Consider the following 1,020-nt stretch of genomic DNA (forward strand, 5'->3'; position numbering starts at 1 on the left):
TGGCGGGTGGGCCGCCGATGGCGGTGTGGTGTCGGTGATGGTTGTACATGTGGAGCCAGTGGGGCAAGGCGGCGCGGCGGGCGGTTTCGGTGGGGTAGGGCTTGGCGTAGGCCCATTCGTCGACCAGGGTGCGGTGGAAGCGTTCGACTTTGCCGTTGGTTTGCGGCCGGTATGGGCGGGTGCGTTTGGGTTGGATGCCCATCGAGGTGAGGGTGTGGCGCCATAGTTTGGAGCGGTAGCAGGCGCCGTTGTCGGTGATGACCCGGGTGATGGTGATGGCGTGGGTGGTGAAGAAGGCGTGGGCGCGTTGCCAGAAGGCGACGGCGGTGTGTTTGGTTTCGTTGGGCAGGATTTCGGTGTAGGCCAGCCTGCTGTGGTCGTCGATGGCGGTGTGTAGGTAGCTGTAGCCGATGATCGGTTTGCCGCCCTTGCGGCCGTGTTGGCTGGGGTGTTGTTGCTTGTGTCGGTTGCCGATGTGCCGGCCGTGGGCGCGCCAGCCGCCGCCGTCGGGGATGTTGCCGAGCTTCTTGACGTCGACGTGGATCAGGTCGCCGGGGTGGGGGTGTTCGTAGCGGCGGACTGGTTGGCCGGTGGCCCGGTCTAGGTGGGCCAGTCGTGGCACACCGGCGCGGGTCAGGATGGCGTGGCAGGTCGAGGTGGGCAGGCCGAGCCGGCCGGCGATCCGGGCTGGTCCCCACCGCTTGTTGGCCCGCAGGTGCAGTACCTTGCGCTCGACCGGCGCCGGCGTGCGGCGGGGGCTGTGGTGCGGGCGGCTGGACCGGTCGGCCATCCCGGCCGGCCCGTGGGCCCGGTATCGGTCGGCCCACCGTTTCGCAGTCGTTGGGCTGACCTGGAACCGTTCCGCGGCTCGCCGCAGCGACCATTTCTCGTCCACGATGCAGCGGGCCAGACGCAGCCGGCCCAGCTCGGTCAACGGGGCGTTACGGTGGGGCACGAGGACCTCCCTCGGATGGTGCGGCTGTTGTGGTAGCTCCACACCTACCGAGGAGGTCCTCACCC

Annotated in this window: 1 protein-coding gene; it reads right to left on the reverse strand. The window is 68.8% G+C overall.

What is annotated here, in order from left to right; translation table 11 throughout:
• A partial coding sequence (locus tag AC5L36_RS45345; protein WP_441225319.1) for an IS481 family transposase occupies positions 1–955 on the reverse strand: 955 nt, incomplete at its 3' end.
• Positions 956–1,020 lie beyond the last annotated feature (65 nt).

It is taken from the genome of Phytohabitans sp. LZ39 (assembly GCF_059359075.1).